Source organism: Dapis hubbardiae BLCC-M172 (assembly GCF_050016015.1).
GTDB lineage: Bacteria > Cyanobacteriota > Cyanobacteriia > Cyanobacteriales > Microcoleaceae > Trichodesmium.
Genome location: NZ_JBNHEQ010000167.1, coordinates 50676 through 73079, shown reverse-complemented (window position 1 = coordinate 73079; position 22404 = coordinate 50676). Strand labels below are relative to the sequence as shown.

The 22404-nt window shown below is 38.5% G+C and carries 13 protein-coding genes; 4 read left to right on the top strand and 9 right to left on the bottom strand.

Annotated elements, in window-relative coordinates:
- Positions 1-221 precede the first annotated feature (221 nt).
- The gene (locus tag ACP6PK_RS15335) at positions 222-3572 is read right to left on the bottom strand and encodes a WD40 domain-containing protein (protein ID WP_426560510.1); all 3351 of its coding nucleotides are present in this window, start codon (positions 3570-3572) and stop codon (positions 222-224) included.
- Between the two features lie 486 nt (positions 3573-4058).
- On the opposite strand from ACP6PK_RS15335, the gene ACP6PK_RS15330 reads away from it, so the two are divergent.
- On the top strand, positions 4059-4901 hold the full coding sequence (locus tag ACP6PK_RS15330; RefSeq protein ID WP_426560508.1) for an SDR family oxidoreductase: 843 nt from the start codon (positions 4059-4061) through the stop codon (positions 4899-4901).
- A 476-nt stretch (positions 4902-5377) separates the two neighbouring features.
- Here the strand turns inward: ACP6PK_RS15330 and proC are convergent, their stop codons facing one another.
- The 6 genes from proC to der all read right to left on the bottom strand — a co-directional run bounded on the left by proC (position 5378) and on the right by der (position 12005).
- Positions 5378-6205 carry a pyrroline-5-carboxylate reductase gene (proC, locus tag ACP6PK_RS15325; RefSeq protein WP_426560506.1) on the bottom strand — a complete coding sequence of 276 codons (828 nt, stop codon included), beginning with the start codon at positions 6203-6205 and terminating at the stop codon, positions 5378-5380.
- Between the two features lie 137 nt (positions 6206-6342).
- Positions 6343-6981, bottom strand: a complete 639-nt coding sequence (locus tag ACP6PK_RS15320) for a cell division protein SepF (RefSeq protein ID WP_094677559.1) — start codon at positions 6979-6981, stop codon at positions 6343-6345.
- A gap of 270 nt (positions 6982-7251) precedes the next feature.
- Complete coding sequence (locus tag ACP6PK_RS15315; RefSeq protein ID WP_094677557.1) at positions 7252-7926, bottom strand: YggS family pyridoxal phosphate-dependent enzyme; 675 nt, start codon at positions 7924-7926, stop codon at positions 7252-7254.
- A 621-nt stretch (positions 7927-8547) separates the two neighbouring features.
- Positions 8548-8817 carry a transcriptional coactivator PipX gene (gene pipX, locus ACP6PK_RS15310; RefSeq protein ID WP_094677555.1) on the bottom strand — a complete coding sequence of 90 codons (270 nt, stop codon included), beginning with the start codon at positions 8815-8817 and terminating at the stop codon, positions 8548-8550.
- Between the two features lie 387 nt (positions 8818-9204).
- On the bottom strand, positions 9205-10209 hold the full coding sequence (locus tag ACP6PK_RS15305; protein WP_426560503.1) for an energy-coupling factor transporter transmembrane component T family protein: 1005 nt from the start codon (positions 10207-10209) through the stop codon (positions 9205-9207).
- A gap of 437 nt (positions 10210-10646) precedes the next feature.
- Complete coding sequence (gene der, locus ACP6PK_RS15300) at positions 10647-12005, bottom strand: ribosome biogenesis GTPase Der (protein ID WP_426560501.1); 1359 nt, start codon at positions 12003-12005, stop codon at positions 10647-10649.
- Positions 12006-12723: 718 nt separating this feature from the next.
- On the opposite strand from der, the gene ACP6PK_RS15295 reads away from it, so the two are divergent.
- Positions 12724-12876 carry a hypothetical protein gene (locus tag ACP6PK_RS15295; RefSeq protein ID WP_426560499.1) on the top strand — a complete coding sequence of 51 codons (153 nt, stop codon included), beginning with the start codon at positions 12724-12726 and terminating at the stop codon, positions 12874-12876.
- On the opposite strand, the gene ACP6PK_RS15290 is transcribed toward ACP6PK_RS15295, so the two are convergent.
- Complete coding sequence (locus ACP6PK_RS15290; protein WP_426560498.1) at positions 12869-15601, bottom strand: HEAT repeat domain-containing protein; 2733 nt, start codon at positions 15599-15601, stop codon at positions 12869-12871. The genes ACP6PK_RS15295 and ACP6PK_RS15290 overlap by 8 nt on opposite strands.
- Positions 15602-16305: 704 nt before the next feature.
- On the opposite strand from ACP6PK_RS15290, the gene pip reads away from it, so the two are divergent.
- Positions 16306-17244: a prolyl aminopeptidase gene (pip, locus tag ACP6PK_RS15285; RefSeq protein ID WP_426560496.1), complete on the top strand. Its 939-nt coding sequence runs from the start codon at positions 16306-16308 to the stop codon at positions 17242-17244.
- A 128-nt stretch (positions 17245-17372) separates the two neighbouring features.
- On the opposite strand, the gene ACP6PK_RS15280 is transcribed toward pip, so the two are convergent.
- A complete protein-coding gene (locus tag ACP6PK_RS15280; RefSeq protein ID WP_426560494.1) occupies positions 17373-17789 on the bottom strand; it encodes a hypothetical protein in 417 nt (138 codons plus the stop codon).
- 593 nt (positions 17790-18382) lie between these two features.
- Between ACP6PK_RS15280 and ACP6PK_RS15275 the strand changes: the two genes are divergently transcribed.
- The coding region (locus tag ACP6PK_RS15275) for an ExeM/NucH family extracellular endonuclease (RefSeq protein ID WP_426560492.1) at positions 18383-22404 on the top strand (4022 nt) is incomplete at its 3' end.

Genomic DNA, 22404 nt, shown 5'->3' with positions numbered 1-22404 from the left:
AATTTGGCGTTGGTTAATTGAGCTATGAAATCTAAGGAGAATGTTATAAGAAACCGGGTTTGTTGGAGACAGATGTAGTAAGGCATCGGCATCTAATACAAACCCGGTTTCTACAATGCCAGAAAAATCATAGCTAAAATCATCAACACCAGAAATTTTAGTATAAACTTAAAACTCTTGCCATATTGATACTCTCAATTTTTGATTCACAGAATTGAACATCAAAAAAATTCACATAGGTGGCGATCGCTCTGACTAACATTAGGATTATTTTGCAGATAATCTCCCACCCACTCACAACCGAGTTTTATCAGATTTTCTAGATTGAGATTCCACAAAATTACTTTGCCATCTGTGCTACCAGAGGCAATCATTTGACCATCTGGACTAAAACAAATACTATTGAGACCACGGGGATACCCTTGAAAAGTATGTAATTCCCTGCCATTAAGATTCCAAAGTTTAATAGTTCTATCCATACTCGCAGAGGCAAGAATCTGACCATCTGGACTAAAACAGAGGCTATAAATCCTACGACTATGTCCCTTAAAAGTTTGTAGTTTAACTCCCTCAAGACTCCAAAGTTTAATAGTATCATCATCACTAGCAGTAGCAAGTAGCTTCCCAGTAGGGTCGAAAGTAACTGTAATCACAGCATTCCCATATTCTTGAAGAGTTTGTTCTTCCTTGCCATCCAAATGCCAAAGTTTGATGCTACCATCCTTACTCACAGAAGCAATTATTCTGCCATCTGGACTAAAACTGACATGAAAGACTGCATCTGTATGTCCATCAAAAGTTTGTATTTCCTTACCATCTAGACTCCAGAGCTTAACAGTGCTATCGTAACTAGCAGAAGCAAGGGTTTGACCATCGGGGCTAAAACTAACATCATAAACTCGTTCTCTATGTCCCTGAAAAGTTTGCAGTTCCTTGCCATCTAGACTCCAGAGTTTAATAGTTTCATCTTGACTAGCGGAAGCAATAATTTTCTGAGTAGGGCTAAAACTCACGCTATAAATTCTACCTGTATGACCATTAAGGGTTTCTAGTTCTCTGCCATCAATATTCCAAAGTTTAACAGTGGTGTCATAACTAGCGGAAGCAATAGTTTGACCGTCAGGGCTAAAACTGACATTACTAACCTCATTGCTATGACCATTGAAAATATTTCGTTCTGTGCTTTTAAGTCTCCAGAGCCTAATTGTATTGTCCCTAGAAGCAGAGGCAATAGTTTTACCATCTGGACTAAAACTGACGCTATAAATTCTATTACTGTGACCACGGAAAGTTTGTACTTCCTTGCCCTTAATATTCCAGAATTTAATGATTTTGTCAGCACTAGCAGATGCAAGTATCTGACCATCAGGGCTAAAACTAACCGCATTTACCCAATCTCTGTGACCTCTAAAAGTTTTTAATTCTTTGCCATCTAAATTCCAGAGTTTGATAGTTGTGTCTGAACTCCCAGATGCAATCATTTGACCATCAGGACTAAAACTGACGCTATTAACGTTATAAGTGTGCCCAATAAAGGTTTTCAGTTCCCTACCATCTAAACTCCAAAGTTTGATAGTTTTGTCAGCACTGGCAGATGCAAGAGTTTGACCATCTGGACTAAAACTGATGCTAGAGACCCGATTTTTGTGTCCAATCAAAGTTTGTAACTCTCTACCATCTAAACTCCAAAGTTTAATAGTTTTATCAAAACTTCCAGAAGCAAGAGTTTGACCATCCGGACTGAAACTAACACTGTTAAGCAGATCGGTATGTCCTGTTGTAAAACTTTGTAATTCTGTTCCGTCAATACCCCAAAGTTTAATAGTTGTGTCCGCACCGGCAGATGCAAGTATCTCACCATCAGGATGGAAACAGATGCTATAGATACGATCGCTATGCCCCGTAAAAGTTTTTAATTCTTTACCACTAATACTCCAAAGTTTCAGAGAATTATCCCTACCAGCAGAAGCAATCAAAGTACCACTAGGGTTAAAACAAACACTACTTACTCCGTCTTTATGTCCTTCCAAACGATTACGCTCTCTAACTCCATAGACTGCCTGATGCAGTGCTGTTACCACGAGCATTTCAGCATCAGCTTTTGTTCTAATTGATTTGGATAATGATTGTAGAATTTTGGCTGCCCTCAATGCTTCTAGTAATGCCTCAAACTCTTGACCAGCGAGAAATAGTGTTTTTGATGAGGCACTTTTGAGTAATACTTCTAATATCTGATTTGCCTCAGCTAATATTTGAGCTGCTTGTCTTTCTGCTGCCAATGTCTGTTGCATTTCTTGTTTATCTAGTTCTTGACTTGCCGTTAAAAACCGATAATCTTGCTCGCTCAAACTCTTAGCTGCTGCCCATGCTAGAGCTTCCTGTAAAGCTTGACCCCGCAAAAGTCGCGACTCATCCTGATAACCAGAAGCTAACCAAGCAGCAAAAGCTTCTGAATAAGGTCGTAAACCTGCTAATTCTTTCTCTACCCAAGTAACATTAAATACTGACTGATAAATTCGGTTAGCTACTATTAATTTACCTTCAGACTTTACTACTAAACCAGTTAGTCGCAGTTCCATTTGTTCGGGACTGTCATCTGCCACAACTCCCCCATTATTCAAAATCTGCTGATACAAACCTAATAACCGACTTGCCCGTTTTTCATTGACTAAAAGGCGATCGCTTATGGTCTTTAAATGTTCTGGATCGTCATGTATCCGCCAATTCTCCAGAATTTGTTTTTCTACTAAATTCTCTATCCATTCTGCCTCTTGATTTTTCCCAATCAAATCCCCATTTTTCTGAATTAAATTGCACAATTTTTGAGTTAAAAAAGGTTGCCCTCCCGTCCAAAATAATACAGCTTCTAATAACTGATTAATTTTTGCACTTTTGCCTCTCAAACCTCTACCCAAAGCAGCTACTTCTGAGATTTTAAAACCCGTTAATTCTATCGGCATACCAATATTAAAAGGAGTGCGTTTTTTATCCCTAATTAAATCTGCCGGAGTTGCCACACCAATCATCACAAAAGTTAATCTTTGATAATCTGAATTATCTGCTCTTTTGTTATAACAATCTCGAATTACGGCGAAAAAATCATCAATATTAAAAGGTAGACTGAGGGTACTATCAATTTCATCAATAAAAATCACAATATTTTGCTTAACAGTAGGCAGCAAAAAATCTCTGATAAACTTACTAAAACGTTTGACATTCGAGAGTCTATTTGTAACCGACCACCAATCATCAATATCAAAAAAATCGTCTAAATTTAAACTACTAACAATACTATCAATTACTCCAGCATACCATTGGTCAGGAGTAACTTCCCAAGTACCAACTTCTGTAATATCAATAGTTGCACAAGCAATTCCTTCTACTTCCAACCGTTGTCTAGTTTTAACTCTTAAACTAGATTTTCCCATTTGACGGCAGTTCAATACATAACAAAATTCACCAGTTTTCAAACCTTGATAAAGTTGTTCGTCGGCAAGTCTGGTTACATAAGTCGGAGCATCTGGGGGCAAACTTCCTCCCACTTGATAAATTGAATTTCCTGCTATATTCATAATACTAATAAAAATCTCCCTATAATTAAGAGTCAAAAATTGTTATAGCAATTATTATAATAAGTTAGGTACAAAGTTACAATTTTGAGAAAATAGGAAACAAAAAAAGAGCAAAAATAAATTTACCTTACCAACCTTAAAAATGCACAACAATAGTCAAAATTATAATTTTGTCAGCATTTCCTGCGGCATGCGGAGCTAACATTCATCAGCTAGCTTCCTGGGTCGGAACTGCCTTATCAGCCATTATTTATTAACTAATTTTCTTTATAATAGGAATTACTATTGAGCTGGTAGTTGGGCTTTAGCCCTAAGATAAAGATGATGGGCTAAAGCCCAACTACAAACAAAAAAATTATTATAATGAGCTTATTCAAACATGATATTACTATTCAAGCAGCAGAGCTAACTGCTAATAGTTAAATTACTATATTTTAACTCAATCAGGTATAGTATCAAAAGTAAGTAATATTTGGAAAGAACAGAATGAAAATTGCAATTATTGGTTGTGGTTATGTTGGCACTGCAGTTGCTAAACTCTGGAGCGAAAAAGGTTATCAATTAACTGTAACTACTACCTCCCCAGAACGAGTTTCAGAATTACAAAATATAACACCACAAGTAGTAGTAATGAAAGGCAATGACTCTAGCGCCATGCAGGATGTATTGCAAAATCAAGAAGTGGTATTGTTGAGTGTAGGTTTTCGCTCTCATATTGGCATGGAGTACAAACAAACATATCTAGAAACTGCCCACACTCTAGTGACTGCCTTGAAAAAAACTCCAACTGTACAGCAAATAATTTATACAGCTAGTTACTCAGTTTATGGTGACAAAAATGGTGAGTGGGTAGATGAAAATTCCCCCGTTACCCCTGCGACTGATAGTGGAAAAATTCTCCATGAAACTGAACAGGTGTTATTATCTGCATCCACTCCTCAACAACGAGTGTGTGTTCTACGTTTAGGGGGAATTTACGGTCCAGGCCGGGAGTTAGTGAAAATTTTTAGTAGGTGGGAAGGTCAAACTCGCCCTGGTAGTGGCGATCATTTTACCAACTGGATTAATTTAGATGATATTGTGGGAGGGTTAGAGTTTGCTAGAGAGAAACAGTTGCAGGGTATTTACAATTTGGTTAATAATGTACCAATACCTAGTCGAGAATTACTTGATGGTTTACACAAATATCAGGGTTTAGGAAAGATTTATTGGGATGCTTCCACCCCTTCAACACGCCTTTTTAATACTAGGGTATCAAATCAAAAATTGAGAGATGAAGGTTTTGAGTTAATTCATCCAGAAATTGTCTTTTCATTAATGGATAATTGATAATGGATAATTGATAATTACCTCTGGTTAAAACCGTTACGGAATTGAAGATAAGGAAATATCCTAGCACTTTTTTTCCCCTATCCAAGGGGAGGCTTTAAACCAGAATTATTTAATTATTAATAATTCGGTAATAGTATGTCGGGTTGAATAGTTAAATAAGAAGGGAGGAGTCAGGAGTCAGGAGTCAGGAGTCAGGAGTCAGGAGTTGGGAGTCATTTCAGTTATCACTTATAAGTACCTCCTGCTGTTTGCGCAGCATGACCTAGGAAACCAGAAGGCTTGAAATACTGAATATTCTTTATTTTATCCCCTTAAAAGAGGAGGCTTGAGACCCAAATTTTTCGGTCAGGAGTCGGGAGTCAGGAGTTGGGAGTTGGGAGGGAAGAGGGGAAAAAGAAAGAATAAAAAGGAGAAAGTTTTTTTATCACTAATTAGGGTTTGCTCTCAATTCTCAATTCTCAATTCTGAATTCGTTAACTATTTCCCAACTCCTGAGACCTTTCTTTTGCTGCCAAAACAGCTTCGATAATAGCAGAGCGAAAACCAGCACTTTCTAACTCAGCAATTCCAGTAATAGTTGTTCCCCCAGGACTTGTCACCCGGTCTTTCAACTGTGCCGGGTGTATTCCCGACTCCTGTAATAAAACCGCCGTTCCCAGAACAGTTTGCAATGCCAACTTGTAAGCGATCGCTCTGGGTAAACCCGCACAAACACCACCATCTGTCAATGATTCTATAAAAATTGTTACATAACCAGGTCCGGAACCAGATACCGCTGTAACTGCATCCATTAAAGTTTCCGGTACTTCCACTACCTGGCCTACAGATTCAAAAATGCGAGTAGCTAACTGCTTTTGTTCTGGTTGCACATTCTTCCCCGCAGCGATCGCGCTCATCCCTGCACCCACTGTTGATGGAGTATTCGGCATAACTCTAACTACAGGTTGTCCTGGAAAAGCTGCTTCCAACTTTTGCAAAGGCACACCTGCCATAATTGAAATTAGCAAAGGTAAAGTTTTCGCATGACTACCAACCTGCCAGTCTCCCAGTTGTGATACAACACTATCAAATATTTGGGGTTTAACTGCTAGTAAAAAAGCCTCCGTCGTACTCGTAACCACCAAGTGATTATCCGTAGTTACCTCTACGCCATATTCTTGTGCTAAAAAATCTCGCCTTTGTTGTTGCGGTTCACTAACTAAAATTTCTGAGGGTTGATAAACTTTTTGTTGCACTATGCGGGATAACAAAGCCTCTCCCATTACCCCACCACCGATTAAACCTAACTTAGCGGTTGCCATTTTTCAATTTAAAAAATATTATCAATTAGGAATTGGGAATGGAGTTTCTGATATATTATTTGAAAATAAAAAATATACTTTACTAGGAAATTATATTTTTACTTTATGATTTTAACCCCATACCCAAAGTTCCTTCACTATTGCATCATCTGAATTTGCTCAGGTTGCCAAACTTGAGACCCAGAAGTCCCCACACGAGGGCGCGGTTGAGTCTGTGACATTTCATTGACTACACCTGCTTGAGTTCTAACTTGGACACAGCTTGGTGTAAACAGAAAAATACTTTCTCCGATGCGTTCTTGATGACCATCAAGAGCATAAGTACCCCCTGCTACAAAGTCCACTGCTCTTTGAGCTTGGTCTGGGTCCATAATTGTTAAATTTAAAACCACAGATTTACGCTCCCTTAAGGCCCGAATTGCTTGAGGCATTTCTTCAAAAGTCCGTGGCTCAAGAACCACAACTTCTGACATTCCGTTTAAAGCGCCTGGCATTCCAATTACATTATTCATAACTGATGATCCCATTCCAGATTCTTGTGTAACAACTCCAGTAGTACCTGTGCTAGCATTAGCTGCCGTCGCAGTAGTGGCCCGATTTCTTAATCTGCGGTTACTGCGACTTTCCTCTTCAACAGGTACAGCAGCAGGAGGTTGCTGTTGTGGAGGATAAACGCTTTGATACTGTTCTCCTTCCATTTCATCGTAATCATATTCGTACTCAACTGGTTCGTTGAGTCCGACAAAATCTCTTAGTTTGGAAAAAAGATTATTCACTGTTATAATTCTCCGATACTATTTAGTTAACAAGTATTAGTATTTGTTAACAAATACACTTGGACTAAATTCAAGTGAGAGTGTATCTACCAAATGCTTGAGATTGAAAAATCTAGAGGGCTTAATTTTGACATCTCTAAAGATGAAAATTGGGCATATTATTTGGTTAACCCACCACATAACGGATAAATCCACTTATGCTTTAAGCCTCTTAACCCGATTGGTAGTGTACTATATTTTTATTTAAGTTGTATTGGATATAATATCAGCTTATTTAATCATCCTCTCACCAAATAAAGTTCTACCTAGTCTCACCATAGTAGCACCGGCAGATATGGCTAGATTATAATCTTCTGACATTCCCATTGACAGCTCCTGGATTTTTAGATTAGACAAATTTTTTTGGCTAATTTCCTGAGCTAACTCTTGGGTTTTCTCAAATACAGATAGGATTTGTAAATCGTCTAATCCTTGGGGTGGAATAGTCATTAAACCTTTAATTTTCAGATTTTGACATTGATTTAACTCTGTTAAGTCAGTCATTAATTCTGGTATACTCCACCCATATTTGTTAGGATCGGGCAAAATTTTAACTTGTAGGCAAATATTAGGACTAGAAGATAATTCTTCTGCTAAACTGTCAAGGCGTTTGGCCAGTTTTAAGCTATCTACGGAATGAATCCATTGAAAATGCTTTAAGGCTTTTACTACCTTGTTACTTTGTAAGTGGCCAATTAAATGCCAGGTAATATCTTGTAAATCTTGTAGTTGAGATTGCTTTGCTTCTGCTTCTTGAACCCTATTTTCCCCAAAATCTCGTATTCCTGCTGCATAAGCAGTACGAATAGTATCAGCCGATACCTGTTTAGTTACGGCAATTAACCGTACTGACTCAGGTAAGTTAGAGCGGATGTTTGTAATACGTTCAGCAATCGACTCAACCATTTTATCTCTTGATTTGAGAATTTTTTATTATAACTTTGGTTATTTCAGTTAACAGTTAGCCTCCTGGGTCGGAACTGCCTCTTGCCTCCGGAGGAGGAGCTGCGCTAACAGAGGAGCTATCCTACGGAATGCTCCGCTTTCCATGTCGCGTTTGCGTTAGCATTCCGTAGGAAAGCGAAACGTTAACAGTTATCAGTACCTCTGTTTGTTTGCGCAGCATGACAAACGGAAACCCAGAGGATTGAAATAATGAACTGTTATCTTTTCATCCCCTTAAAAGGGGAGGCGCATACCCTCTTTTTTTGGTTAAATACCCACACCTCCTTCTAGCTTTTAAAGCTATACTTTATAAACATCTTTAACATCAAACTTGACAAAATATACAAGTTATGTTTAGTTCTGCCAGGGTCTTTTTTAGGAGAAAAAGTTAATTGAAAAATACATTTTTTTGATAAATTTAAGTAGTTTTGCCAACAATACTATACTCCTTCTCCCTTCTCCCCTGCTCCTTGCTCCCCTGCTCCCCACATCCTTATAAGGGATAGCTTTTAAAGGGGAGTGGGAATGGGAAGACCAATCAATGTTATGTTTCTTAGATTAATTAGAAGTTAAAAGCAGTTATTATTGAAAAGTATTTTTGTGAACTTGCTGGAGTTTTTGGTAATCAGCCACTTGACCATTGCGACGTAGCTGGCGGAGACGAATTTCCACTATTAAGCGTGCCTCGGAGCGACCGACTGGTTCAAATTTTATACCACCTATTCCATTAGTTACTAAAAAAAATAAGCGTTGAGCATAGAGAGTAGTAAACAATTCTTGCTTATCCTCAACTAAGCACACCCTGTATAAAAGTCCAAAATTAGGATGGTTCATGTAAGTTTCGTTGGTCATTTAGGCTTCAAATCAGCAGATAATCACAAGATTTGCAAATAGTTTAGTGGCCTTTGTCAATTGACAGCCCCTATTATTTTAGATTTTAGACTTTCTGGTTAATACAGAAAATTTAAGTTTTTGTATTTTCTTAAATACGAGTGATAAGTGGATAAATATATCCATAAAAAAGAAAATATATATCTGTAAAATATTATATTTTCTCAAAATTGTGATTGTTTGACATTAGTTATAAGTCTCAATCTGCAATTTTGAGCTGAAAAATATCAACAAAATTAATTCAGAAAGTAAAACTAAATATTTCACAGCTCTTTTTACAAGGATTATATTTTACTATATAACAATACCAGATAATTACTTGTATAGATAAGAATATATTATTTTGTTTTAACCTTGTCCTCCCCAAGCCAACCTAATCCACCAGAATAACCCTAAACTAATCAATACTATCCAGTCTAATGCCTTTAACTTTAGATCGTGCCATTGTACTCTATGTTGGTCAGCAGTTGTAAAACCTCTGACTTGCATTGCACTGGCAATTTGATCGGCTCGCAATAGCAAATTTTCTAATAGTCTTTCTGATACTATTAACCACACCTGAGAAGCTTGTCGGAGTCCTAATTTTTTCCAGTTAATTGCTCTAGTTCTGACAGAACGAACTAAATTTTGTATTTCTTCTAAAACTAGAGGTATAAATCTTAAAGATAGGGTTAAAGTTAAACTTATTTCAGTTACAGGTAATTTTAATTTATTTAGGGGTTCCATTAAGTCTTCTATACCTGCTGTAATTTCTTCTGAGGCTGTGGTTAAAAGATATAGGTTGGTGCTATAAATTACTGTAAATAATAAGGTGGCAATACGAATGCCTAAATCTACGGATCGACGGGTTATAGTAATTGGATGTTGTTGGAAAATGATGTAGCTATAAGCAGTTGGTTGAGGTAGTTCGGTTAATTTTGGTTTTTCTGGGGTAGCTTCTTGAGAGGTTTGTTTTTCTAGTAAACCATAAAAGTTTTTCCAAGTTTTTTGTTCTGGTGCTGGTGGTAAATTAGCAGTTTGTTGAGCAAAAGCTAATTCATCTTTTGGTAGGCGTGGTTGATAGTTAATTGAAATTCCATCAGGAGCGATCGCTGCACTCATAAAAAATATTAAAGAGCAGAACATTAGTAGCCAACCCATTTGTTTTTTCCAAACTCGTAAAGGAATGGAGGCAGTAAATGTCAATATAATTAATATAACTACTAATATTAGACGCCAAATTGAACTTGCTAATACTGGACTAAGAAGAAAGCTCATTAGCCAAATTAATTTAACTCTAGGGTCAAGTTTATGTAGCCATGTTATGGGTTTTTCTAGATATAATCCTAGGGGAAGTGACCGCAGTAAATCCATATTAATTAAATAGTATAGCGCTACGCGCTAGGGAATAGGGAATAGGGAATAGGGAACAGGTAACAGCAAACCAACAAAAACTTTCAAGATTTATAAATTTCCTAACGTTTGGTTTGGCTGTTATCAAAGTAATAAGGAAGAAGATTTTTTATTCATATAAAAATCCTATTTTATTTATTCGTGTCAAAAATATTGCCACTTTTTGGGAATAATTTTGGAAGCAATGAGAATATTTCATTAATGAATAATTAACAATGAATAATTGATAATTATTTGATTGCCAACTTTTGTTCTAAATTGAGTAACTTTTGCATTTCAAAAGTTTACTTGTTACTCAAAGCTTAAAAATTTCATCATTATCCATTATCAATTATCTATTGCTAAAGAGGCTTTCAACCTCATATAAATTAATTATCAATTATCCATTATCCATTACTTCAAACACGAGTTGCTCTATTGACAGTATTTTGCTCTACATCTCTAGATTTTTTACCACGCCAAAGTAATCTAATTGGTGTACCTGTAAATCCTAAATGTTGACGAAATTGACCTTGGATATAACGTCGATAATTATCAGGAAAACGTTTAGGATCGTTGACAAATAATGCAATTGTTGGTGGTTTACTTGTTACTTGAGTTCCATAATAAATTTTACCTTGACGGCCTTGACGGCTAGTCGGAGGAGAATTCCAACTAATGGCTTCTTCTAATACTTCATTAATAACTGAAGTTGTAACTCGACGTTGATATTCATTAGCTGCATTATCAATCAAATCTATAATTTTTTCTACTCGTTTTCCAGTTAATGCACTAATAAAAATCATCTCAGCCCATTCCACAAAATATAGTCGCGATCTTACTTCTTGTTCATAAGTATAAATCGTGTAAGAATCTTTTTCTACAGCATCCCATTTATTCACCACAAGAACGCAAGCTCTACCATCTTCAATAATCCGATTTGCTAATTTTTGGTCTTGTTCTGTTACTCCATCTAAAGCATCAATTACAAACAGCACAACTTCCGCACGACGAATCGCTTTAAAAGCTCGATTAATCCCAAAAAATTCTGCTCCATATTCGACATTTTTCTTCTTTCTAATTCCAGCAGTATCAATCAAACGATAAGTTTTTCCATTCCGTTCTACTACAGTATCAATAGCATCTCTTGTTGTACCAGAAATAGGACTAACAATTGCCCGTTTTTCCCCAATAAATGCGTTTAATAAACTCGATTTACCCACATTCGGACGACCAACAATTGCTATTTTAATTTCATTAGTTTCTGGAATTTCTGCTGCTGGTAAATAGGTAATTAAATCATCCAATAATTCCCCAGTACCATTGCCATGAATACCAGAAATGGGATAAGGTTCTCCTAAACCTAATTCCCAAAACATAGCAGCTTGGGTCAATCCTTCTGTAATAGATTCACATTTATTTACTGCCAGGAGAGTCGGAACAGGTTGTTGACGGAGCCATTGGGCAATTTCTTCATCTCCTCCAGTAATACCCGTTTGTCCATCTACTACAAAAATTGCCACACTTGCTTCTGCTAGAGCGGCCATAGCTTGTTCCCGGATGAGAGGCAAAAATTCTGTATTATCGTCAAATACTAAACCTCCCGTATCCACAACTTGAAACTCTCGGTCTTGCCAATATGCGTTACGATATGTGCGATCGCGAGTTATTCCTGGTTCGTCATGGACAATGGCATCTTTACTTTCGGCCAAGCGATTGACGATTGTGGACTTCCCCACATTGGGCCTGCCAATAATAGCTACAATAGGTAAGGACATAGTTCTTTCAGTTATCAGTTATCAGTTATCAATTAGGGGTTACTGATTAAATATCAAAGGATTTACAGATAAAGGTTTTACCCTTTTTGGGTCGAGAAAAAGTACCTAGTTTTGAGCTGCTTTATGCTCAAAAATAAGCGTATTTTGGGCAAGAGTTGAGCAAAAAAATTACTCCTGTAGGGACGTTTCGCTGTGCGAGATGAAACGCATTTTTGCCTGTGCAACGTCCCTACCCTACTCCCCTACTCCCCTACTCCCCTACTCCCCTACTCCCCTGCTCCCCCGCTCCTCTACTCCTTAAAAAAGACTTTTTCAGCAAACCCCAATTAGCCTCCTGCGGAGGAACTTTGTTAACAGTACCTCATGCAATAGGGACGCTTAAAATACTGAAGTTTATTCTTTATAATCTCCTTTCCTTAAAAGGGGATACTTGAAACCTGATTTTTTGGTCAATTTTAATTAGTTTAGGTAAATAAAAAATATTCAACTTTTAATTATAGCAATAATTTAATAATTTTAATCAATAAAAAATCTGTGAGTATGGCAATAAGAAAATGTCTTAATAATCTAAATAGATGCACTCTTACTAAATGGTAATTTCCACTGGAAATAACTTCTTTTGAGCAAAAAAATAAGTGTCAAAAAAGAATTGAGGGAAGGGGTAGAATAGTTCCCCCCTCTCGGACTAGGAGAGTGGTTAGGAAAGAGGTTTTATATCATGTCCGGTAGCATCGGTATTGCAAGCGAGAAGGTAAGGAAGAAGGAAGAAGGAAGAAGGAAGAAGAAAGAAGAAAAGGAAAAACCTAATATGGCGGTAGATATTTCCTCAACTTTTACACGCTCCGATACCAACGGACATAATATTAATTGAGACATAGGTAATTAAGACCGCCCTCAAAAAACGCTGTTTCTTCAAAATCGCTCAAAGTTTTGATAGCAAACTGTTTTACCTGCTCATCTAAATCATTTTCAGCTCGATCGCGCAATATCTGGAGAATCAAATTATTTTCTCGATATTGTTCGATAATTGCCTCTAAGGCAGTTTGGCGCGGGTTATCTTCCCAGTATTCCTGACGGATAAAAGGGTCATAGCAGGCGCGATCGCAGAAAAACTCAAATATTCCTGGTTCATCATACCAACCCAAAGCTAGCTGCTGTATTGCTGAACGTCGCACATAAGCATTCCGATCAAACTCAGCTAATTGTTTCAGAATAACTACCGTCTCAGGATCATTTTTTCCTACCAGAGCTAATAATTCTAGAGCAGTTTGTCGCACATAAAAACTATCATCATTGATAGCGAGTTGTTTGAGAATTTCTATTGTCTGAGGGTCATTTTGCCAACAAATACCCAACTCTACGACTGCTGTTTGGCGCACGCACACATCTTCATCAGAAATAGCTAACTGTTTAAACAATGCCAATGTATTAGGATCATCTTTCCATCCGATAGCTAACTGCTGCATTGCTGCTTGTCTTACTTCTAGTTCATCTGCAGACTCAATCCTTTGTTTGATAATCGTAAAAGTATCAGGGTCATCTTTCCACCCCAAAGCTAATTGTTGCATTGCCAATTGTTGTAAATCTGGACACTGAGCAGTTCCAGCTAGCTTTTTAAGTACAGATACAGTGTCAGGGTCATCTTTCCAGTCTGTAGCCAACTGTACCACTGCTGATTGTTGTAGCTCAGAACAATTGCCAGACATCACAAGTTCTTTAATAATATCTAAAGTATCAGGGTCATCTTTCCAATCTGTAGCTAACTGTTCCATTGTAGCTCGTTGTACATAGGAGCATGGATCGTCAACAGCTTGTTGTTTCAGCAAAGCTAGAATATTAGGGTTATCTTTACCATCATTAGCTAATTTGCTAATTGCTGCTACTCGTACATCTGAACATTGGTCTACAGCAGCCATTTGCTGGAGAAGAGCTAGAATATCAGGGTAATTTTTGTAAGTGTTGGCTAACAGTTCCATTGCTGCCATGCGTACCTCTGAGAAACTATCAGACACAGCAACTTGTTTAATAGTAGCGATCGCCTCCGGTTCATCTTTCCAGCCAGTGACTAACATCTCCATTGCTGCAATTTTTACATCATGCTGTTCATCAGACAAAGCAGCTTTTTTGAGGATGGCAAACGTATCAGGATCGTCATGCCAACCAATTGCTAGTTGTTCAACTGCTATTTTCCTGGCGTGCCAAGATTCCTCTGAAACAACTACTTTTTTGAGGATAGCGATAGTATCGGGATCATCTTTCCAAGCTATAGACAATTCTCGTATTGCTGCGACTCGCACATCGGAATTAGACATAGCCAATTTTTTGAGCAGAGGTAAAACAGTAGGCTCATCTTTCCAGGCAACAGTTAATTGTGCTACTGCTATCTCTCCCACTACCCAACATTCAGGAGATTCAGCCTGTTGTTTGAGAAAAGTTAACACATCGGGGTCATGTTGCCAAAATGCTCCCAATTGTACCACAGCCAACTCTCGCATCTGCCAAGATTCGTCATATTGAACTACTTGTTTGAGAATAGCTACAGTATCTGAGTCATGTTGGCAGTTTTCTATCAAATAACCCAGTGCTCCTTTTCGCACTTCCAAAACTGCATCTGATACAGCCAACCGCTTCATAATAGCCACTGTATCAGAATCTTCTCTCCAATCTTGTGCTAAGTGTTCCACTGCTGCCAGTCGGACTTGAGAAGATCGATCAAACACTGCCAGTTGTTTGATAGTTGATAAGGTTTCCGAGTCATATTGCCAATTTTCAGCTAGCTGACTCATAGCTGCTCGTCTTACTTCTTCTGAAACTTGAGGAGAAACAGCCAACTGTTTAATAGTAGTTACAGTATCGGGATCGTCTTTGGCTAGTCTGGCTAACTTGGATACTGCCTCTGAAGCCACATGGAAACTTGGATCGGACATTGCCATTTGTTTCAGCCAAGCGATATTATCGGCATCATATCTTGCATCTTGGTTCAATTTTTCTACTATTGCGAGGCGCACTCCCCAATGTCGATCTGATTCCGCTCGTTGTTTGAGCCAGACAAGAGTAAAGGGGTCTTGTTGCCAACCCTCAGCCAATAGTTCCACTGCTGTCTCTCGCAAAGTTTCATCAATATCAGATATGGCTCGTTGCTTGAGAAAAGGTAAAGTGTCTGGTTCATTTTGCCAGTTTCGCGCTAATTGCTTGAGGGCTACATAGCGCACATTTGAAGACCGATATCGATCTGCTAAAATTAGTTGTTTGAGGAAAGCGATCGTATCTGGGTCGTTATGCCAACCTGTGATTAATTGTCTGAGTATGGCTTCTTGCAACCACCAATAGTCATTGTTGGATACTACTAATTGTTTGAGGAAAGGTAGGAGCTTGGGGTCATTTGGCCAACCTTGGACAAGATGTTCTGTTGCTACTCTCCGTACATCTGGACATTGACCAGATATAGCTAGTTGTTTGAGAATAGGTATAGTATCCGGGTGATTTTTCCATTGGATGGCTAGCTTTTCCACTGCTGCTCGTTGCAAGTCTGGGTCCTCATCAAACACTGCTTGGTGTTTGAGGGATAATAAAGCATTTGGATCGTTTGTGAGCATTATCATAGTAGGCTTTAGGAGATAATAATTTTTCTACTTTTTAAACGTAAATGGTATAAGCTAATACTACAGTTGTACAGATTAATTTATTATAGATTAAATTACCTATAGATTGAGTAGTTATACTGATGAATTTAATAAATTGTCGGTAGAGTAGACATTATACCATTTGAAACTTCTACCGATAGGGTGTTCCTTGAAATATTGTTTCCATATCTGTGACTAAATCTCAGGCTTTTCCTGTATCATAACTCAATATATAGGAGCCAGTTTTTGGAGGCGATCGCTAAACCACAAGTATAGAACTCATTTGGGATCTATTTAAAATATAGTAGGGGAGTAGGGGAGTAGGGGAGTAGGGGAGTGGGGGAGATGGTGAAGCAAGGGGGCATTTTTCTACTCTCGATTTCCTGAATTATGACTCCTGAGGACTGACTCAAGAGCCAAAAACCCTCACCTTTGCAAAGATACTGTTAGGGCTTCTATATACAAATATTTGGTGGTTGTGCATAGTAATGGTAGAGAGAGTGTGGGGAGTGTGGGGAGTGTGGGGAGTGTGGGAAGTGTGGGAGCATGAGAACAAATTAAAAAATATATATTATATCTTCACCATTACTATGCAGGACTACCTATTTTATTATCACTAATTATCTAAAGATTATATCAGGTATAATTTATTTTAAGAAAACTTCTTAAATCTAATCATGCGAGAACTTTATCCACCCATTCAACCATACAAAACAGGCAATCTAAAAGTTTCTGATCTTCACACTATTTATTATGAAGAATGTGGCAACCCCCAAGGTAAACCAGTAGTCTTTTTACATGGTGGGCCGGGTGGTGGAATTATACCTATTTATCGCCAATATTTTGATCCTCAAAAATGGCGAATTATTCTCTTTGACCAACGCGGTTGTGGTAACAGTAAACCCTATGCTGAACTTAATCAAAATACTACTTGGGATTTAGTTAATGATATTGAAAAACTGCGAGTTCATCTCAGTATTGAAAAGTGGGTTGTGTTTGGAGGAAGTTGGGGAAGTACCTTAGCATTAGCTTATAGTCAAACCTATCCAGAAAGTTGCATTGGTTTAATATTAAGAGGTATTTTTCTAGGACGCCCAAAAGAAATTTTTTGGCTTTATCAAGAAGGTACAAGTAAAATTTTTCCTGATGCTTGGGAGGAATATTTAAAACCTATTCCAGTAGCAGAAAGGCATGATTTAGTTAAAGCTTATTATCAAAGATTAACTAATACAGATAAAAAAGTACAATTAGAAGCTGCACGTGCTTGGTCAATTTGGGAGGCAAGTACCAGTAAATTAATTCAAGATCCTAACTTGATGCAAAGTTTTGGTGAGAGTAATTTTGCTGTAGCTTTTGCCAGAATAGAATGTTATTATTTCATTAATAAATGCTTCTTTGAAGATGAAGAACAGTTATTAAAAAATGTCGATAAAATCCGGCATATTCCCGGAGTAATTGTCCAGGGAAGATATGATATTGTTTCTCCGATAGTGTCAGCTTGGGAATTACATCGAGCATGGCCAGAAGCAGAATTTATTGTAGTACCAGATGCCGGACATTCGGTGAGTGAACCGGGGATTAAAGATGCTTTGATTAGAGCAACTGATAAGTTTTGAAGTATTTAGCTATCAGCTATCAACATTTGTAGTAGGGGTTAACGGCCGTTAACCCCTACTGTAAGGGTTTGCGCTCAAAAATCTTTTTTCAGGGGTAGGGTAGCGGAGGAATAGGGAAGTAATTTTTTTTAGACATCCCAATCATTACCAACCTTTTGCATCAAGTGGTTCAAAATTACATCTCCTTGTGGGTTAACAACAGTCAAGCGGATAATTGATGGATCTTTAGGGCGATGAGCAATAATATATTTGTGACTTCCGTTTCTAAAGGTATAAGTATAGCGTTTACTATTCCGTCTAATTGAGGCATTTTTCAAAGTTAGAGAACCGCCAGTTCTTCGAGATAGAGCTTCATAAGTATAGTTTCCGAACTCATCTAATTTCAGCCAAACAACCCAATTTTCGCTATTATCCATAAAAGCTCCAGTTGGACGGACAAAATCAGTAGGCATTGCAGAAGCACTATGAGAATTTAAGCTAATATCTGCGATCGCAGGAACAGATAAACCAATAACAGATGCAAGAGCAATAGCTTTGATGTTCATATTTTTGTCTTCCTTTGCGTATTTTAGCGGTTTGTTTTGTTTCCTAACTAAATCTTCAAGCTGAATCATTTTGCATCCGTATTTTTTTTTAATAAAAATGCCAGAATTAAATTTGGCACACACAAACCTGCAATGAATAGACGTATTTGTTCAAATATCGGTAGACAAATTAGAAATTGTCACATTTTATAGCTTTAAGCATTCAGCATTCAGCTCAAAATCAAAGATTTCAATGTCTGTAAAAACATATAAAAATAGATACTTCAATATAAAAATCCTGGAAATTACGGACTCTAGCTTGATTAAGGAACAGAAATTAAATTCAGTAAATTTACAAATTTACATTGACTGAAAAAAAAGTTATGTTTGTAGGGTATTTGGTAGTAAACAATACGTTAGCTAACTTAACATTAAAGCCTGAAAAGCTGGGAATAGGTTTCATCTATATCCTATTGCTCGCGTTAAGTAATTCTGCTTTGATCTAGCGTGTGATTCACTCATATACAAAATTAAATTATTGGGAATCATCATTGCTTACTCAAATCAAATAGCTTTTTGTAAAAAGTTTAAGATTATAGAGAAATCTGAAGAAAATGAGTGACTTAGTTATCACAGGTATCATTGATGGACCTATTACAGGTGGAGTTCCAAAAGCTGTGGAGTTCTTCGCTCTAGATGATATTCCCGACTTAAGCGTGTATGGTTTTGGCTCTGCTAATAACGGTGGAGGCAGTGACGGCCAAGAATATACATTCTCTGGCACTGCTTCTGCTGGAGACTACATATACATTGCAACTGAAACAATAGGATTCAATAGTTTTTTGGGATTTAATCCTGACGATACAAGTAGCGCATCCAGTATTAACGGAGATGATGCCATTGAACTTTTTTTAAATGGCGCTGTAGTTGATACATTTGGTGAAATTAATATTGATGGCACTGGAGAACCTTGGGAATACTTGGATGGTTGGGCTTACAGAGTCCCCAACACAAGCCCCGATGGTACTACTTTCAACATCTCCAACTGGACGTTTAGCAGTCCTAATGCTTTAGATGGTGAAACCAGTAACGGTAGTGCAACTACTCCTTTCCCTCTAGGAAGCTTTAGCAGTAGTGTAGAAACCCCTAGCTTTGTTATCAATGAACTATACGTTAGCCATACTGGAACAGACGACACTGAATTTATCGAAATCTTTGGCACCCCTGGTACATCATTGGATGGCTTAAGTTTTATTGGTGTTGAAGGAGATAGTGGCTCTCCAATTGGCACAATTGACGATCGAATTGACTTTGACTCAACCCATACTATCGGCGATAACGGCTTTTTCTTAGTTGGAAACCCCATAGGTTTAACAAATAACTATGCAGTTGCTCCGAATGTTGAGATTAGTAACAACTTCCTAGAAAATGGTAGTTCGACTTTTGCTTTAGTTGAAACCAGCAGTATTTCAGGAACTTCTGTTACAGGTAGCGAAGTTGTTATCGATACTGTTGCTCTTACAGATGGTGGTGCAGGGGATACCTTCTTCTTTGATGCTCCTGTTGTAGGTCTAGATAGTCCATTTTTCCCTGCTGGTGCGCGTCGAGTTACTGATGGAGTCGATACCGATACAGTTAGTGATTTCGTAATTAGTGACTTCTTCCTGGGTGTGGATAATACTCCTACTGCTGGAACTACTGATAATGGTGGTGGAGAAGCTACCTTAACCCCCATACATGAAATTCAAGGTAGTAGTACATCCAGTCTCCTAGAGAGTCAAACAGTAACTATTGAAGCAGTTGTTGTGGGAGACTACCAGGATGGTGCTAGCGGAACAAATGGAGATTTGAACGGTTTCTTTGTTCAAGAAGAAGATGCTGATGCTGATGCCGATCCTTTAACTTCTGAAGGGATTTTCATTTTTGACGGTGACTCTCCTGCGGTAGACGTGAAGATCGGAGACGTCGTTCAGGTAACAGGAACAGTAACTGAGTCGAATGGTTTAACCGAGCTTACAAATGTTACTGTTTCCATTCAAGGAACAGATACTTTACCAACTCCTGCTACTGTCAACTTCCCTGTTACTACTGTTGAGGATCTAGAAGCTTTTGAGGGAATGGGAATCACAATTCCCGATACCCTGTTTGTTACTGGATCTTTCAACTTAGAACGCTTCGGTGAAATCGTCCTAGCTTCTGACGGTGAAAGCAATGAACCAGGAACTGATGGTCGCCTAGAACAATTTACTGACTTCAATGCTCCTGATCTTGCAGGTTTTGCAGCTTATCAAGAAGCGATCGCTACCCGACGCATTATTCTGGATGATGCTCAAACAGTTGAAAACCCTAATCCAATTATTCATGGTCGTGGCGGCAACCCTCTCAGTTCAACTAATACTCTCCGGGGTGGCGATACTGTTGATAATCTTTCTGGTATTCTCAGCTTTGGCTCTGGGGAGTACCGAATTCAACCTGTTAATTTTGTAGATTTCCAAGCAACTAATCTTCGTCCAGAAACACCTGATGATGTTGGTGGAAATTTGAAGGTTGCTAGTCTCAATGTTCTCAATTTCTTTACTACTCTAGACGAAGCAGGTAATCCTGGTAGCGGTCCTAACGGTCTTTCTCCTCGTGGTGCCGATAACCAAGCTGAGTTTGACCGTCAAGTTGAGAAGTTAGTTACAATTTTGGAAGATATTGACGCGGATATTTTTGGCTTGGTTGAGTTAGAGAACGAATTTGGTGGAGACCAAAACGGTGACGGTCAGTTTGCTATTCAGACATTGGTTGATGAAATTAATAACCGAGTCGGTGCAGGGACTTATGCTTACGTCGATCCGGGCGTTCCTTTTGTGGATACAGGCGATGCTATTTCTGTCGGTGCAATTTACAAAACTGACAGCGTTAAAGTTGCTCCTGGAACAACAGTAGAAATTCTCACAGATTCCGATCTGCCTGCTCTTGGTTTAGGAGGTACAGTATTTGATGGGAATGATACTAACCGTGCTCCTCTTGCTGTCACTTTTGAAGAACTAGCTACAGGGGAACGTTTTACCGTATCTGTTAACCACTTCAAGTCTAAAGGTGGTACTGGAACTGGTGACGATGCAGATGTAGGTGACGGCCAGGGTAATTTCAATGGTACTCGTTTACGAGCTTCAGAAGCTCTAAATGCTTGGTTAAATACTGACCCCACAGGAAGTGGCGACGAAGACTTCTTAATTGTGGGTGACTTGAACGCTTACGCTCAGGAAGACCCAATTACATTCCTGGAAGCAGAAGGTTATACTGACCTTGCACAACAGTTTGTCGGTAATAGCGCTTACTCTTTCACATTTGATGGGCAGCTAGGAACCATCGACTATGCTTTAGCTAATTCTAGTTTGACAAATCAAGTAACAGGAGCTACAGAGTGGCACGTTAATGTTGACGAACCTGATGCTCTTGATTATAACCTTGATTTTGGACGCGATCCAAGTCTGTTTAATGGTCAAGACCAGTTCCGCAATTCTGACCACGACCCCATAATAGTTGGTTTGAATTTGGAAAGCCCCAACGATGCACCAGTATTAGACAAGACTTTAGATACTAAGGGTGCAACTGCCGACATCGAACTAACAGTAGAAGAAGACACAACCGCCGACGGAGAAGTAGGCAACAAGGTCAGCGAAATAGTCTCTCTCGGAGGAAACGTCACCGACGCCGATACTGGTGCAGTAACAGGTATTGCCATAACAGCAACAGACCAAAGCAATGGAACTTGGCATTACAGCACAGACGGAGGCACAACCTGGAGTCCAGTAGGAGAAGTATCAAAAAATAGTGCCTTATTATTAGCAGCAGATGCAAATACCCGTCTACTATTTACTCCCAACGAAAACTATAACGGTACAATAACCAATGGCATCACATTCCGGGCTTGGGACCAAACATCAGGTACTGCTGGAAATAAAGAAGATGTAACCAGCAATGGAAATGACACAGCATTTAGTAGTGAGACTGATACAGCAAATATCATAGTTACTGCAAAAAACGATGCCCCCACAGCAGCAGACAAAACCATAACCATAGAAGAAGACAACAACCACATATTTAGCCAAACCGACTTTAGCTTTAACGACATAGACGGAGATAGTCTAGCATCTATTACAATAACCACCCTGCCAGCAGCAGGCACATTACAACTAAACGAAACAGACGTAACAGCCAACCAAGTAATAACAGCAGTAGACATTCCCAAGCTAGTATTTACTCCAGAAACAGATGCCAACGGCACAGGTTACGCCAACTTTAACTTTACAGTCAACGACGGTACAGAAGACAGCGTAGCAGCACATACTATAACTATAAATGTCACAGCCGAAAACGATGCCCCCACAGCAGCAGACAAAACCATCACCATAGGAGAAGACAACAACCATACATTTGCTGAAACCGACTTTAGCTTTAACGACATAGAGGACGGAGATACTTTAGCATCTATTACAATAACCACCCTGCCAGCAGCAGGCACATTACAACTAAACGAAACAGACGTAACAGCCAACCAAGTAATAACAGCAGTAGACATTCCCAAGCTAGTATTTACTCCAGAAACAGATGCCAACGGCACAGGTTACGCCAACTTTAACTTTAC